Genomic DNA, 12267 nt, shown 5'->3' with positions numbered 1-12267 from the left:
GTCCCGGAGCCCGTCCTGAGCTCGCGAAGGGTGGGGAGGACGGGGTCCTCTCTCACCTCTGGCAGAGCGAGGTCTGGTACCGGCAGGCCACGACGGACGGCGTGTCGACGGGACGGCCGACGTCGATGGCGCGGGCCAGCCGGATGAAGCCGGCGTGGGTCCAGGACAGCGGCGTCGCCGAGGACGTCGGCTCCCCCGGCACGAACTCCGTGCCCTCGGCCGACGGCGGCTGGTCGTCCCACACCTGCTCGGCGAGGAACAGCGACCCGTCGTCGGCCGAGCGGGCCATCGTGTCCAGCCGCTCCTGGGCGAGGGCAGCGGCGTCGCCCCCGAGCGCCAGCTCGTACTCGCCGCGCTCACCGGTCAGCAGCGGCCAGCCGCGGCCGATGGTCTCCCGCGAGCCCGGGTCCACCGGCTCCCACTGGGTGCCGTCGGGCCGCTCCCCGTACCCGTCGAAGCTCGCCCGGTGCCAGAACCGGCCGTTGGCGGTGTCGTAGGCGAGCTGCTCGTCGACGAGGCGCAGCGTGGTGGCGACGACCGGGTCGTCGGCCGGGACCACGCCGAGCCGGACCAGGTCGAGGAAGCTCGGGTCGAGCACCTCCCGCTGGTCGACCAGCGGGCCGCCGTCGGCGATCTGGATCTGCGTGCCGGCGTCGGCGTCCCCGTCGGCGGTGATCCGCAGGAAGTAGGGCTCGGACGACAGCGGGCCGGTGGTGGTCACCGTCCACTCCGCCAGGCCCGCGCGCCACTCGTCGGCCGTGGTGAGGTAGGTGTCCGCCCGGGCGCCGTCGCCGTTGGCGCGGGCGATGTCGGCCGCGGTGACCAGGCCGGCGATCTCCGCGGCGATGGTGTTGGGCGAGTACCCGCCCAGGTTCTCCCACCGCTCCTGCTCGGTGGCCGGCCCCTGGGCCACCAGGAAGTCCGCCGAGAGCCGCACCCGCTCCCAGTCCGCCGGCCCGGTCCGGCCGAGCTGCCAGGCGAGCACGATCGGCAGAGCGACCTCGTCCATCTGCAGCCCGCCGAAGACCGGCTCCCCGTCGAGCCGCGCGTTCTGCGGGAACGACCCGTCGGGGCGCTGCTGCACCGTCCACAGGTGGTCCAGGGCCCGGTCGGCGGCCGCGACGTCGCCCATGGCGATCAGGGCGGTCGCGTGCTGGTACAGGTCGCGCGACCAGACGGCGTGGTAGACGGGGAACTGCTGCAGCTCGTTGGCCCACGCCCACGGCCGGCCGGGAGAGGCGACGAAGCCCCCGCGGACGGTCTTGTCCTCCGACGCCGCGATCACCATCGCCGAGACCTGGTACTCCGTGCGCCACTGCTCGGCGCTGGCCGGCACCGGGGCGAGGCCGTCGAGGTAGGCGTGCCAGCCCTCGGTGTAGGCCTGCAGGGCGGAGTCGAAGCCCCGGTCCAGCGCCTGGTCGGCGGCCTGCGCGGCGTCGTCCTCCGTGGTCCCGAAGCCGAGCGCCAGGGTGAGCTGCTGGCCGCCGTCCAGACCGGTGAGGCCGGTTCGCCCGATCTGGACGACGTTGCCGGGGGTGGTCGCGTCCCACGTGTCGTCGAGGACGAGGTCCTGGCTCAGGTCGGTCCAGCCGTCGCTGCTCCCGAGGTATCCGCTGGAGGTGTCGGTGAGGCCGCCCGAGGCGGTGACGGCGCTGCTCAGCGCACCGTCGGTGGCCAGCAGCCGCCCGTCTGCCGAGCGCCCGGTGTCGTCGTTGGCGTCGAGGCCCAGTCCGACGTCGTGCAGCACGTACACCTGGTACGGCTGGCTGTCGAGGGACTCGAAGCGGACGTCGACGAGCACCGCGGCCCGGTCGGGGTCGGTGGTGTAGGTCTTGGTGATGCGGTACCGGCCGCTGGTCGCGGTGTTGACCTGCCGGTAGACCAGGGCACGGGGGTCGACCAGCTCGACGACCGACTCGGTCGCCTCGTCCTCGCGATCGGCGAAGGTGGCGCCGTCGGTGACGACGAACTGGGTGTCCCGGGAGCTCTGCGTGTCGATCCCCGGGGCGAAGACCTCGCTGAGGGTCCCGCCCTCCAGCGTGTACCAGACCGTGCTCTCCAGGGCGCCGATCGCGGTGCCGAACCCGTCCTTGTCCCCCGGCGACCAGGTCGCCGCCACACCGGGTTGCCCCGGCGCCGGCGGCGCTGCCTGCGCTGAGGCGGGTATGACGACCCCACCACCCACCCCGACCCCGAGGACGAGGACACCGGCGACGGCGGCCCCGCCGAGGACCGCACGCGCCGGACGCCGCCTGCCGTGGAGCACGTCCCTGGAGATCACCGGCCGTCCCTCCGTCCGCTGTCGGCTCGCCGATCCCGGTCGACCGGCGCCGTTCCCGCGCCCTCTCCCGCTCAGCGGTCAGGCCGGCGGCCGGCCTCCCGACCACCCACCACCCGGAGGCCGGCCGCCCGGGCCCCCACCGCCCCACGCCGGCGCGGGGGGAGGTCCGCCGAGGCCCTCGATGCGGTCCAGCTCCTCGATCTCGGCCGGGCCGAGCACCACCTCGGCCGCCGCGAGGGCCTGCTCCAGCTCCGCCACCGTGGTGGCGCCGGGGATGAGCAGCACGTTGGGCGAGCGGGCCAGCAGCCAGGCCATCGCCACCTGCAGCGGGCTCGCGCCCACCCGCTGCGCGACCGCCCCCAGCACCTCGGACTGCGCCGGCTCCATCTCGCCCATCGGGAAGAACGACGTGTAGGAGACGCCCTCCAGCGCCGTGTAGGCGATCCCCTCCCGCGCCAGCTCCGCCACCAGGTCGTCGTCCGTGCGGTGGATCAGATTGTAGTGGTTCTGCACGCAGGCCAGCGGCGCGATGCCCTGCGCCTCCGCGACCTGCCGACTGGTGATGTGGCTGACCCCGAGGCCGCGGACCAGCCCCTCCTGCTGCAGCTGCGCCAGCGCCTCGAACGGCTCGGCGAGGGAGCGCTCCGCCGGCTCGCCGAGTCCCGGCATCCGCAGGTTGGCCACGTGCAGCGCGTCGAGGCCGAGGTGCTCGCACTCCTCCTCCACCGACCGGCGCAGCTCGTCCGGGGCCAGCGCCTCCTCCCAGCCCCCCTCCGGCGTCCGGCGGGCGCCGACCCGGGTGACGATCACCAGGTCCTCGGGATAGGGGTGCAGCGCCTCCCGGATGAGGTCGTTGACGACGTGCGGGCCGTACAGGCCGCTGGTGTCGACGTGGGTCACCCCCAGCTCGACGGCCCGGCGGAGGACGGCGAGCGCCGCCCCCCGGTCGGCCGGTGGCCCGAGGAAGCGCGGCCCGGAGAGCTTCATGCCGCCGAAGCCCACCCGGTGCACGGTCCGGTCGCCGAGGGTGACCTGCCCAGAGCCCGCTGCAGTCGTCGTCATGCCGGGCAAACCTAGGGGCGTAGTCCCACCGGTCAACGGGTCCGGCGCGGCCCCCGGCGCGGCCGTCACGGGCCGTGCGGCGTCGCCCGGCGTGCCGCGCGTGTCGGGTCAGATCAACCCGAGCTTGGAGCCCGCGTACACCGCCTCTGCGCGGCGGGACACGGCGAGCTTGCGCATCACGTTGCCGACGTGGAACTTCGCCGTCGTCGCCGAGATGTAGAGCTCCCTGCCGATCGCCTCGTTGGACAGCCCACGCGCCAGCAGGGTGAGCACCTCGCGCTCGCGCGCGGTGAGGTCCGGACCGGCAGGGGCCACGGGGGACGGCGCGGGGGCGGCCAGCGAGCGCACCACCATCGTCGCGCTGTGGCTGTCGAAGGCGCTCTCCCCGCGGCGCACCGCCCGGATCGCCGCGACCAGCGCGACCGCGTCGACGTCCTTGAGCACGTAGCCGCGGGCGCCGCGCTGGATCGCCTCGAGCACCAGCTGCTGGTCGAGGAAGGTCGTCACCACCAGGACGCCGGGGGCCGGGGTCGCGGCGGTGAGCTGCCCGCACAGGGCCAGGCCGGCGACATCGGAGCCGGCCGACAGCTTCAGGTCGAGCAGCACGATGTGCGGGCGGCTGGCGGCCACCAGGTCCAGCGCCTCCCCGGCCGACGCCGCCTCGCCGACCACCTCGATGTCGGGCTCGCGCTCCAGGATCGAGCGCAGCCCCTGCCGGACGATCGCGTGGTCGTCGACGATGACCAGCCGGATGCCCCCCTCGGCGCGCTCAGCCATCGACGGCGTCCCACGGCATCCGGACCTCCACCCGCACCCCGCCCATCCGGGCCCGCGTGATCCGCACCGTCGCCCCCATCTCCCTGCAGCGGGAGGCGATGTTGCCCAGCCCGCGGTGGTACCCGTCGTCCCGGCGTCCCGATGCCCGCAGCGCCCGGCGCAGCACGTCGGGGTCGCCGCAGCCGTCGTCGGCGACCGAGAGCCGCAGCTCGCCGGGCCGGTAGGCCAGCCGCACGGTGCTCCGGGTGGCCTGCGCGTGCCGGGCGGTGTTGAACAGGCACTCCGAGGCGATCCGGAACAGCGAGTGCTCGACCTCCGCGGGCAGCTCGCGCGGGCGCCCCTCCACCCGGACGGCGACGGCCAGGCCCGGCACCGGGGCGACGTCGGAGAGCCGGCCCAGCAGCGCGGGCAGCCCGCCGTCGTCCCCGTGCTCGTGGGAGGAGAGCGCGTGGATGGCGCCGCGCAGCCGCTCCACCGCCTCGCGGGTCAGCGCCTTGGCGTGTCCGAGCCGTTCGTAGACCTCGCTGTGGTGGGCCACCTCCGGCCGGCACCACTCGATCGTCATCCCCGCCGAGAGCACGTGCTGGGCCACGCTGTCGTGCAGCTCGCGGGCGATCCGGTGCCGCTCGGCGTCCACCGCCTCCCGCTGCGCGGCGACGTCCAGCCGGCGCTCGGCGTCGGCCAGCTGCTCGTGCCGGTCGGCGAGGTCGCGGGCCCGCTGCTCGGCCTGCGCGTAGAGCTCCTCGGTCTGCCGGCGCAGCCCCTCCGACCGCGCCAGCAGGTGGTCCGAGAGCAGCGCGACCGCCGACTGGTTGGCCACGATCCGCAGGATGGCCAGGTCCGCGGCGGTCGCCGTCCGCCGGGGCCCCCCGCAGGCGACCAGCGCCCCGACCGGCTCGCCGTCGACGACGAGGGGGACGACGACCGCGCCGTCCGCGGTCTGCCACGGCTCGACGGCGTCGGCGGCCAGCGCCTCGAGCACCGGACGGCGGACCACCTCGGGCAGCAGCGCCAGGTGGCCCACCCCGACCCCCGACGGGCCGCGACCGAGCATCCGCGGACGGGCCAGCGGCAGCGCCGTCCCGGACAGCGCCAGGACTGCCCACGGCTCGCCGAGGTGCTCGGCGGTGGCGTCGACGACGGCCCGGCACAGCGCGTGGGCGCCCTGCCCGGTGGCCGAGAGGACGCCGGCGATGTGCTCCAGCGAGCCCAGCGCGCGGTCGAGGTCGTCGACGGTCTGCCGGTACTCGGCGTACCAGCTCGGCTTGGACGAGCGCAGCCCGGTGAGCTCGGAGATGTCCGGGGCGCGCATCAGAGCGCGCTGCGGAACAGCGCCGCGATGTCGGTGGAGTCGGCGTCGCGGGGGTTGGTCGACAGGCACGCGTCGCCGAGGGTGGTGGTGGCGAGGGTCCCGATGTCGGTCTCGCGCACGCCGAGCTCGGCCAGCCCGCGCGGGCAGCCCAGGTCCGCGGCCAGCCGGCCGACGGCCTCGGCAGCCTCCTCGGCGGCGACGTCGGCCGGCAGCCCGGTGACGTCGATGCCCATGGCCCGCGCGATGGGGACGAACCGGTCCGGCGCACTGCGCGCGTTGAACCGGATGACGTGCGGCAGCAGGACGCCGTTCACGACGCCGTGCGGCAGGTCGAGCAGCCCGCCGACCTGGTGGCTCATGGCGTGGGTGGCGCCGAGGATCGCGTTGGTGAAGGCCAGCCCCGCCTCGAGGCTGGCCTGGGCCATCGCGGTGCGCGCGGCGGGGTCCTCCGGCCGGTCGAGGGTGCCGCGCAGCGAGCCGCAGATCAGCTCGATGGCGTGCAGCGCGTGCACGTCGGTGAGCGGGCCGGACGCCCGGGAGACGAACGCCTCGATGCCGTGGGTCAGCGCGTCCAGGCCGGTCGCGGCGGCGAGGTCGTCGGGCATCGTGGTGAGCAGCCGCGGATCGGTGATCGAGATGTCGGGGACCAGCGCCCGGCCGATGAGGGTGGCCTTGAGCCGGCGGGTGGTGTCGGTGATGACGGCGAACTGCGAGACGTCGGCGCCGGTGCCGGCGGTGCTGGGGCACATCACGGTCGGCGGGATCGCGGCGGTGACCTTGTCGACGCCCTCGTAGTCGAGGATCTGCCCGCCGTTGCTCGCCACGACCGCGATCGCCTTGGCCGCGTCGATGACCGAGCCGCCGCCCAGGCCGACGATGACGTCGCACCCGCTCTCCAGGTAGCGCTGCGCCCCCGCGGCGACCTCGTGGTCCTTGGGGTTCGGGGTGAGCTCCTGCCAGACGGTCGCGCGCAGCCCGGCCTCGGCGAGGTGGCCGGCGAGCTCGGCCCACCAGCCGGCCTGCACCAGCCCGGCGTCGGTGACCACGAACGGCCGGTGCGCCCCGAGCCGCCGGGCGGCCCAGCCGGCCTCGGACAGCGCGCCCCAGCCGAAGACGACCTCGGGCACCAGGTACTTGGTGAACGCGGCGACGGCCGGGGCCGGGTGCACCGCGACACCGCTGGGGGACGCGAACCCGGCCGGGGCGGCGGCGGTGGTCGTCGCCCCGCTCGGGGTGCGCACGGCAGCGGGCACGAGGACCTCCGGGCTCTCGGCGGTGCGGTCAGACTAACCCGCCGGTGACCGCTGTCACACGGTCCGGTTGCACACCATCGAATCGGGCCAGGTGAGCCACTCGCGCAGGCCGGTCAGCAGCCGGTCGACGTCCTCGTCGTCGTTGTAGGGCGCGAGCCCGACCCGCAGGCCGCCGGTGTCACCGAGGCCGAGGTGGCGGGAGGCCTCGATCGCGTAGAACGACCCGGCGGGCGCGTTGACCCCGCGCTCGGCGAGGAACCGGTACGCGTCGGCGGCGTCCCGCCCGTCGAACGTGAGCAGCAGGGTGGGCGTGCGGCGGGCCGCCCGGGACCACACGGTGACGCCGGGCAACGCGCGGACGCCGTCCTCGATGCGCTCCCGCAGCCGGTCCTCGTGCTCCTCGAGCGCCGCCATCCCGGCCTCCAGCCGCGCCCGGCGGTCGCCCTCCGGCCCACCCAGGCCGGCGAGGAAGTCCACCGCCGCGGTGGTGCCGGCCAGCAGCTCGTAGGGCAGCGTGCCCAGCTCGAACCGCTCGGGGACGGCGTCGGTGGAGGGCAGCAGCTTGTCGGGGTGCAGCGCCCCCAGCAGGCCGGGGTCCGCGACGACGCAGCCCAGGTGCGGGCCGAGGAACTTGTACGGCGAGCAGGTGTAGAGGTCGGCGCCGAGCGCGGCGACGTCGACGGCGACGTGCGCGGTGAGGTGCACGCCGTCGACGTACGTGAGGGCGCCGGCGTCGTGAGCGAGCGCGCTGATCGCCGCGACGTCCGGCCGGGTGCCGATGAGGTTGGAGGCGCCGGTGACGGCGACCAGCCGGGTGCGGTCGGAGAGGACCCGCCCGACCGCCTCGGGGGCGAGCTCGCCGGTGGCCGGGTCGAACTCCGCCCAGCGCACCGTCGCCCCGCGGGCCTGCGCGGCCTGCACCCACGGGCGCACGTTGGCGTCGTGGTCCAGCCGGGTCACCACGACCTCGTCGCCCGCACCCCACCCCGCGGACAGCGCGCGGGAGAGGTCGTAGGTCAGCTGGGTCGCGCTGCGGCCGAACACCACGCCGCCGGGGTCACCGGCTACGAGGTCGGCGACCGCCTGCCGCGCGGCCAGGACGACGTCGTCGGCGTTGCGCTCGGCCTGGGTGACCCGCCCGCGGTTGGCGATCGGCAAGGTGAGGGTGGCCGCCACCGCGGCGGCCACCGACTCGGGCACCTGGGAGCCGCCCGGGCCGTCGAAGTGGGCGGCCCCGGCGCGCAGGGCGGGGAAGCAGGCGCGGACGGGGGCGACGTCGTAGCTCACCCGGGCAGCATGCCGCGTCGCGGTGTGTGCACACAGCGCGGTCCCCGAGGGGCGAGGCGGCGGCGTCCCTCGTTCGCCGGGTGTGCACTCATCGTGGTCTCGACGGGGTCGGAGACCACGATGAGTGCACAGAGCGTCGGCTCAGCGGCCGCCGAGGAGGCCGCCCAGCCCGCCGCCGCCACCGCCGCCGAGCTTGCTGATCAGGTCCATGGGCGAGAGGCCCAGCTTCTCGAGGATGCCGGCGTGCTGGTCGGTGTCGACGGTGCCGGGCAGCTCCTGGTCGGCCTGCTGCGCCTTGGCGTCGTCGCCCTGGTTGCGGAGGAGCTCGAGGATCTGGTTCTTGTCGATCTGCATGCCCTGCCCCTACCCGGGACCCGGGGGTCCACGCGGCTCAGGACGCCGAGAGCACGATCCGGTCCGGCCGGACGACGACGGCGACCGCCCCGGCCCGCCGCAGCCACCCGCTGAGCACGCCGTCGACGTCGGCCACCTCGACCTCGCGGTCCCCCGCAGGGCGCACCGCCAGCCGACCGGGGGCCAGCAGTCGCAGCCGCGCCGTCCCGGCCCCGAGCACGTCGTCCACCGGCACCGTCCGGCCGTCGAGCGCCACGGCGGCCCGCGGCAGCAGGGAACCCGCCAGGCGCCGTCCGGCACGCCCGCGGCGCACCACCAGCGGCCCGCGGTGCAGCGGCGGGGTGCGGCTGTCGGTGGCGAAGCGGGCCACGGCGGGCACCCGGCCCACCCCCGCCAGCACCGCGCGGCGCAGCACCGCCGCCCCGCGGCCACCACCGGTCATCAGCCGGCCCAGCAGCAGCGCCAGCCGCACCATCGCCCGCGCGTGCGGCTCGCGCTCGGCCTGGTGGGTGTCGAGCAGCCGCTCGGGCGCCGTCCCGGCCAGGACGGCGGCCAGCTTCCAGGCCAGCTGGTGGGCGTCGCGGAGCCCGAGCCCCACCCCCTGCCCGATGAACGGCGGGGTCAGGTGCGCGGCGTCGCCGGCGAGCAGCACCCGCCCCGACCGCCAACGGTCGGCCACCTGGGCCCGGTAGACGTACTCGGCGACCCGCTCCACCTCGGCGTCGGCTGCGCCGTACGGGGCCAGCAGCGCGGGCAGCCGGGACACCAGGTCGTCGCGGGTCTCGCCGGGCAGCAGGCGGAACTCGAAGCGGTAGCGGTCCCCGGACACCGGCATGGCGGTCGCCGCCCGGTGCGGGTCGCAGACCTGGTGCACCCCGGGCCACAGCGGCAGCGGCTCGGCCGAGCGCAGGTCGGCCACCAGCCAGCGGTCGGGGCGCCCCAGGTCGCGCATGCGGGCCCCGACCAGCGACCGCACCGTGCTGTTCGCGCCGTCGCAGCCGAGCACCGCGGCGGCGCGCACCCGGGAGTGCGCGCCGGAGGCCCGGTCGAGCGCGTCCAGCGTCACGCCCCCGTCCTGGGTCAGGCCCACGACCTCGCAGCCGGTGTGCAGCTCGACGAGCGGCTCGCGGCGGACGGCGGCCAGCAGCAGCTCCTCGAGGTCGGGCTGGGCGAACATCGACCCCTGCGGCCAGCCGTGCGGCCCGGACGACGACGCACGGGCGAACTCGGCGAGCACCCGGTGGCGCCCGTCGAGCAGCCGCAGCCCCCGCATCGGGCGGCTGAGCGCGAGGAAGCCGTCGGCGACCCCGGCGTCGGCGAGCGCGCGCAGGGCCTCGTCGTCCAGGTGCACCGCGCGGGGCTGCCCGTAGGGCGCGGCCTGCCGTTCCAGCACGACCACCCGCAGGCCGCGACGGGCGAGCAGCAGCGCCGCCGTCAGCCCCACCGGCCCCGCTCCGACGACGGCCACCGGGCTCCCCGACACGGGGTCACTCTCGCAGCCCACGGACGACGGGGTAGCGGCAACGTTGCACCCGCCTTCCCACGTGTGTGACCCACGCCATAACGTTCCGGTCACGGACATGCATCTCGTGCATGCAGGCGGCCCTCAGCGGTGAGGGCGACGAGGAGGTCTTCTGTGCCTGTGAACACCCGCGGCGCGATCCTGCGCTCCGCTCCCGGCCAGTGGGAGGTCACCGACCTGGTCGCGGACGACCCGCGACAGGGCGAACTCCAGGTCAAGCTGGCGGCGTCCGGTCTCTGCCACTCGGACGACCACATCGCCACCGGCGACATGCAGGTCGGCCACTACCCGTTCCTCGGCGGCCACGAGGGTTCCGGCGTCGTCACCGCCGTCGGCCCGGGCACCCCGGGGTTCAAGGAGGGCGACCACGTCGTCTTCTCGTTCCTGCCCGGCTGCGGCCGGTGCCGCTACTGCGCCAACGGCCAGCAGTACATCTGCGACTCCGGCGCGAACCTGCTGGTCGGCTCCCGCTGGGACGACGCGGAGAGCTTCCGCTTCCAGACCAGCGACGGCACGCCGGTCGGCCAGATGTGCGGCCTGGGCACCTTCGCCGAGGTGACGACCGTCGACGTCCGCTCCACGGTGAAGATCCCCGACGACATCCCGCTCGACGTCGCATGCCTGACCGGCTGCGGCGTGGGCACCGGCTGGGGCACCGCGGTGCAGGCCGGCGAGGTCAAGGCCGGCGACACGGTGATCGTGATGGGCATCGGCGGCATCGGCATCAACGCCGTCCAGGGTGCGGCGCACGCCGGCGCCAGCCACGTCATCGCCGTCGACCCGATCGCCTTCAAGCGGGAGAAGGCGCAGGAGGTCGGCGCCACCCACGCTTTCGAGAGCATCGAGGAGGCCGCCGACTTCGCGCGCAGCGTCACCAACGGACAGGGCGCGGACAAGGCGCTTATCACCGTCGGGGTGCTGAAGGGCGAACACGTCGCGCAGGCCTTCGAGGCGATCGGCAAGGGCGGGCGGGTCGTCATCACCGGCCTCGGCGACCTGACCGACGTGGGCATCCCGATCAACCCCAGCATGCTGGCGTTGTTCACCAAGGAGATCCGCGGCGCGCTGTTCGGCGACCAGAACCCGAGCGCCGACATCCTCAAGATGCTCCGCCTCTACCAGGAGGGGAAGCTCAAGCTCGACGAGCTGATCACCAACCGGTACAAGCTCGACGACGTCAACCAGGGCTACGAGGACATGAAGGCCGGCAAGAACATCCGCGGCGTGATCATCTACGACGACTGAGAGAGGACCCCGTCCTCCCCACCCTTCGGAGAAGGACCCTCTGCCCCCCATCGCTCACGAGCTGGCGGCGGGACCCTGCAGCGGGCCGGGGACCGGGACGGGGCCACGACCGGGGCGTCCCCTCGCGGGGGCGCCCCGGTCGCATGTCCCACCCACCTGAGGAGCACGACGCCGTGAGCACCACCGCCACCGCCCGGCGGCTCGACGTGACCGGCATGGTCCGGGTCGCCCGCGAGCGCGTGGTCGCCCGCATCCGCGAGGCCGAGGTCGTCGCCGCCGCGCTGTCGGCCGGCCGCAACGTCCTGCTGGAGGGCCCGCCGGGCACGGGCAAGACGACGCTGCTGCGCTCGCTGGCCGACGGTGCCGGCGTGCCACTGGTGCTGGTCGAGGGCAACGCCGAGCTCACCCCCACCCGGCTGGTCGGCCACCACGACGCCTCACGGGTGCTCACCGAGGACTACCGCCCCGAGAACTTCGTGCCCGGCCCGCTCACCCGGGCCATGACCGACGGCGCGATCCTCTACGTCGAGGAGTTCAACCGGGTCCCCGAGGAGACGATGAACGTGCTCCTCGGTGTGCTGTCGGAGCGGGAGATGCACGTGCCGCGCTTCGGCCGGGTCACCGCGCGGCCCACGTTCCGGCTGGTCGCCGCCATGAACCCGTTCGACGCGGTGGGGACCGCGCGGGTGACGCCGGCGCTGTACGACCGCTCCTGCCGGGTGGCGATGGGCTACCAGGACGAGGAAGCCGAGCTGGCCGTCGTCGCCGCCGCGACCGGCGGGCCGGCGGGGCTGGTCGCGCAGGCGGTGCGGGCGGTCCGGATCACCCGCGACCACCCCGAGCTGCGGATCGGCTCCTCGGTGCGCGGCGCCCTGGACACGGTGCTCATCGCGCTGGAGCTGGCCACGGTCCGCGGGCACGAGGCCGTCGAGTACACGACCGGACTCGACGCCGCCCTCGCCGCGCTCACCGGCAAGGTGACCCTGGCCGACGGCGCGGCCCGGCCGGTCGAGGACGTCGTCGCGGACATCTGGCGCCGGGCGGGTGAGGAGCTGGGAAAAGCCTGACGCCCGAGGAACCGGGCGACCCCGCCGGCGCGGCCGAGCCGCCCCCACCCCCGCCCGGCGCCGGGAGCCTGCAGGACCCCCCGGGACGCCGTCCCCCGCAGCCGGCC

10 protein-coding genes are annotated in these 12267 nt (G+C 75.4%); 2 read left to right on the top strand and 8 right to left on the bottom strand.

All coding sequences use genetic code 11. The annotated features are described in order from the left end of the window. Positions 1 to 52 precede the first annotated feature (52 nt). The 8 genes from ACWIX7_RS13855 to mhpA all read right to left on the bottom strand — a co-directional run bounded on the left by ACWIX7_RS13855 (position 53) and on the right by mhpA (position 9794). Positions 53 to 2281 carry a glycoside hydrolase family 15 protein gene (locus ACWIX7_RS13855; protein ID WP_448622106.1) on the bottom strand — a complete coding sequence of 743 codons (2229 nt, stop codon included), beginning with the start codon at positions 2279 to 2281 and terminating at the stop codon, positions 53 to 55. Positions 2282 to 2359: 78 nt separating this feature from the next. Continuing rightward, positions 2360 to 3343, bottom strand: a complete 984-nt coding sequence (locus ACWIX7_RS13850; protein ID WP_448622105.1) for an oxidoreductase — start codon at positions 3341 to 3343, stop codon at positions 2360 to 2362. Between the two features lie 108 nt (positions 3344 to 3451). Next, on the bottom strand, positions 3452 to 4120 hold the full coding sequence (locus tag ACWIX7_RS13845) for a MadR family response regulator transcription factor (protein ID WP_448622104.1): 669 nt from the start codon (positions 4118 to 4120) through the stop codon (positions 3452 to 3454). Next, a complete protein-coding gene (locus ACWIX7_RS13840; protein WP_448622103.1) occupies positions 4113 to 5432 on the bottom strand; it encodes a histidine kinase in 1320 nt (439 codons plus the stop codon). Before ACWIX7_RS13840 ends, ACWIX7_RS13845 begins: the two co-directional genes overlap by 8 nt. Then, positions 5432 to 6685, bottom strand: coding sequence for an iron-containing alcohol dehydrogenase (locus ACWIX7_RS13835; RefSeq protein ID WP_448622102.1), 1254 nt, complete (start codon positions 6683 to 6685; stop codon positions 5432 to 5434). The genes ACWIX7_RS13840 and ACWIX7_RS13835 overlap by 1 nt, the downstream gene beginning before the upstream one ends. A 54-nt stretch (positions 6686 to 6739) precedes the next feature. Then, a complete protein-coding gene (locus ACWIX7_RS13830) occupies positions 6740 to 7972 on the bottom strand; it encodes a cysteine desulfurase-like protein (RefSeq protein WP_448622101.1) in 1233 nt (410 codons plus the stop codon). A 141-nt stretch (positions 7973 to 8113) separates the two neighbouring features. Beyond that, the gene (locus ACWIX7_RS13825) at positions 8114 to 8326 is read right to left on the bottom strand and encodes a hypothetical protein (RefSeq protein WP_448622100.1); all 213 of its coding nucleotides are present in this window, start codon (positions 8324 to 8326) and stop codon (positions 8114 to 8116) included. 37 nt (positions 8327 to 8363) lie between these two features. Then, positions 8364 to 9794 carry a bifunctional 3-(3-hydroxy-phenyl)propionate/3-hydroxycinnamic acid hydroxylase MhpA gene (gene mhpA / locus ACWIX7_RS13820; protein WP_448622099.1) on the bottom strand — a complete coding sequence of 477 codons (1431 nt, stop codon included), beginning with the start codon at positions 9792 to 9794 and terminating at the stop codon, positions 8364 to 8366. Between the two features lie 168 nt (positions 9795 to 9962). Here mhpA and ACWIX7_RS13815 point away from each other — a divergent pair, with 168 nt between their 5' ends. Continuing rightward, the gene (locus ACWIX7_RS13815) at positions 9963 to 11093 is read left to right on the top strand and encodes an NDMA-dependent alcohol dehydrogenase (RefSeq protein WP_448622098.1); all 1131 of its coding nucleotides are present in this window, start codon (positions 9963 to 9965) and stop codon (positions 11091 to 11093) included. Between the two features lie 173 nt (positions 11094 to 11266). Continuing rightward, a complete protein-coding gene (locus ACWIX7_RS13810; protein ID WP_448622097.1) occupies positions 11267 to 12160 on the top strand; it encodes an AAA family ATPase in 894 nt (297 codons plus the stop codon). Positions 12161 to 12267: the final 107 nt, after the last annotated feature.

This window comes from Geodermatophilus sp. URMC 65, from assembly GCF_053502545.1.
This window is presented reverse-complemented; position numbering and strand designations above follow the sequence as displayed.

Bases quoted from the DNA above. Each gene is read 5' to 3' on its own strand.
- ACWIX7_RS13850 (WP_448622105.1), bottom strand. From the start codon at position 3,343: ATGACGACGACTGCAGCGGGCTCTGGGCAGGTCACCCTCGGCGACCGG.
- ACWIX7_RS13845 (WP_448622104.1), bottom strand. From the start codon at position 4,120: ATGGCTGAGCGCGCCGAGGGGGGCATCCGGCTGGTCATCGTCGACGAC.
- ACWIX7_RS13840 (WP_448622103.1), bottom strand. From the start codon at position 5,432: ATGCGCGCCCCGGACATCTCCGAGCTCACCGGGCTGCGCTCGTCCAAG.
- ACWIX7_RS13825 (WP_448622100.1), bottom strand. From the start codon at position 8,326: ATGCAGATCGACAAGAACCAGATCCTCGAGCTCCTCCGCAACCAGGGC.